Origin of the sequence: Shewanella sp. GutDb-MelDb (genome assembly GCF_002836075.1) — a bacterium.
Classification (GTDB): Bacteria; Pseudomonadota; Gammaproteobacteria; order Enterobacterales; family Shewanellaceae; genus Shewanella.
Genome location: NZ_PJBM01000055.1, coordinates 1 through 2,394, shown reverse-complemented (window position 1 = coordinate 2,394; position 2,394 = coordinate 1). Strand labels below are relative to the sequence as shown.

The 2,394-nt window shown below is 35.3% G+C and carries 2 protein-coding genes; one reads left to right on the top strand and one right to left on the bottom strand.

The genetic code is table 11. The annotated features are described in order from the left end of the window. Positions 1-192 (bottom strand): helix-turn-helix domain-containing protein (locus tag CXF82_RS01170; RefSeq protein WP_102043535.1); only part of this gene is annotated, 192 nt, incomplete at its 3' end. Positions 193-597: 405 nt separating this feature from the next. On the opposite strand from CXF82_RS01170, the gene CXF82_RS01165 reads away from it, so the two are divergent. Further along, complete coding sequence (locus CXF82_RS01165) at positions 598-1,926, top strand: sensor domain-containing diguanylate cyclase (protein ID WP_102043534.1); 1,329 nt, start codon at positions 598-600, stop codon at positions 1,924-1,926. Positions 1,927-2,394: the final 468 nt, after the last annotated feature.

Genomic DNA, 2,394 nt, shown 5'->3' with positions numbered 1-2,394 from the left:
GCAAGCAATACACACCCGTTCTAACTCCAAAATTCTAAGTTGTCGTTCACCACTTTCGTATTTCGATACGAAACTTTGTGGTTTGTCTAACTTTTGAGCTAATTGGCTTTGATTTAAGTACACATTTTTACGCATATTTTTCAATGCGTTACGTAGAGATTCCTCTCTGTCTGACCATTTTTTATTTTTCATGATCAAATGATATTTCAGATTGAAAAGTATCCCAAAATAGGATATTTTGATTTCATTGTTTTTATATGTAGCACTAAGACTCCTCCTGCATTAAAGGAATAAATTTTGAAGTACTTTAAGTTTAGGCTGTTATCTAGAAAAAGAGGGGGTAAATGCCCTGATTGCGTTTTTTTGTGGATGGTTTCTAGGGAGTAAATACCCTGATTGCGTTTTTTTGGTGAATGGTTTCTAGGGTGAAAATGCCCTGATTATGGTTTTGGCTAATGGTTTCTAGGGAATAAATGCCCTGATTACGGTTTTTGGCGAATGGCTTCTATTGTTGCACTTGTGAATTTGAGCTGTAGTGTTCTATTTTGCAAGAAGAACTCTAAATGAGGCTGTGTTTGATTGCATAGATGAGTAGTTATGATGTTGAATAAGCTCTTTGTTTTTTTGTTTATAATTATACTGTTTTTGGCTACTGAATTTATAGTTAGTTCCTTAGACAAAGTAAAAGATGAAAAGCATTTATCTAATGTTGTTGCTGATCTAAATAAAGCTGTAAAGGCCATTTTCAATGGTGCATTGATTTCATCTGAAGTCTTAAAAGAAATGATTGAAATATCTGATGGAAAAGCTATCACATTAAAAAAATTCAATCTGGCAGCTAAACAACTAACTGAAGGTTATAGCGATGTAGAATCAATAATCCTTCTGCCGAATGGAGTAGTCTCTTATGTTTACCCTTATGATGATAATAAAAATGCAATTGGTCATGACATTCTAAGTGGTGAGAATATAAAGTTAGGTTGCATGGAATCGATATTAAAAAAAGATGTTAGCATTATCGGTCCAGTAAAATTAGTTCAGAATGGAAAGCAAGCTTTTATCGTTAGAAGAACTGTTCGAACGGATAATGGATTTTGGGGGTTTATATCTTCAATAGTGTATTTAGAGTCAATAAATGATGTTGTGGATAATGTACTGTCAAAACATGGTTTTGATAATTATTTAGTCTTAGGGTATAACCTTGGTTGTAAGGGGGAGAATGAAAAGTTGATAAGCTCAAAGGGGAGGTTAGAAGGTTCATTAATAAAGGGTGTGGTTGGTTTTTCTAATGTTAAATGGGAACTATCTGTATCTAAGGTTAATTCAGGCGTTTATTTTAGAACCCTTGTGTTCCTCTTACTTTTAGCTCTGTTTTTATTAGTTTTGTTGCCTATAAGATACTTCAAAAAATATCAAGGCAGTGAGAAACAAAAGTTTATATTTGAGAACGAGGCTCATACTGATTTTTTAACTGGTTTGCTAAATAGGCGTGGGTTTGAGCGCAAAATTAAAGCTTTCCATAGCGTAGTGGATTATGGTTCTATTGCCATCTTTGATATCGATTTTTTTAAGAAAATAAACGATAAATATGGCCATGATGTTGGTGATGGAGTTTTGGTAGGCTTTGCTAACTTTTGTATGGAGCACGTTTCAGATAAGTACGTTTTATGTAGAAGTGGAGGGGAAGAGTTTATACTGTTAATGCCTATAACTAAAATTGAACAAGCTAAAGAGATATGCGACCAGTTAAGGTTGATGGTTTCAAAGGAAAACTTTGAAGTTGAGGGCTTGAGTTTAGAAGTGAAAATCAGTGTTGGTACTGCAGGTTACCGAGATACCAACGAGATTAAGAGTGCTCTGACTTTAGCTGATAAGGCGTTATATAGAGCTAAACAAGAAGGAAGGGATCGTGTTTGCGTTAGTTAAACTCCTTTCACTACGTAGTTAATTATACAACGATGATTAATTACGTCGTTTGATTAAACTTCTTTACTAGTGCCTGAACTGGTTGATGATACAGGCCGAGTGATCAGAGATGACAAGCGAGGGGCTAATCCAGGTACTTGTCAGTATTGGCCTGATCAACTAGCCACCTTCAACGTCATACACTCATAACTTGCATGCTTCATGGGGACGCATTACGTCTAAAATTGGCTATTTAATGCTTTAAGTCAGCTTAGCTTCACCAACGTAATAAAGTGACCTTAAATTGCAGCCTATTAGTCCGTTGGTATGATGTTTTTTAAAGCGCATCTATTTCATGCCATTATGGTCGTCAGGGAGGTGATAGCAGAAGAATTAGAACTCCCCTCTCATTAACAGCAATATATAAAATAGCTATGTTGATAATTTCTATTTAAAGGCCATTTCTCTGCGTCCCACTCCTGCTTCTTC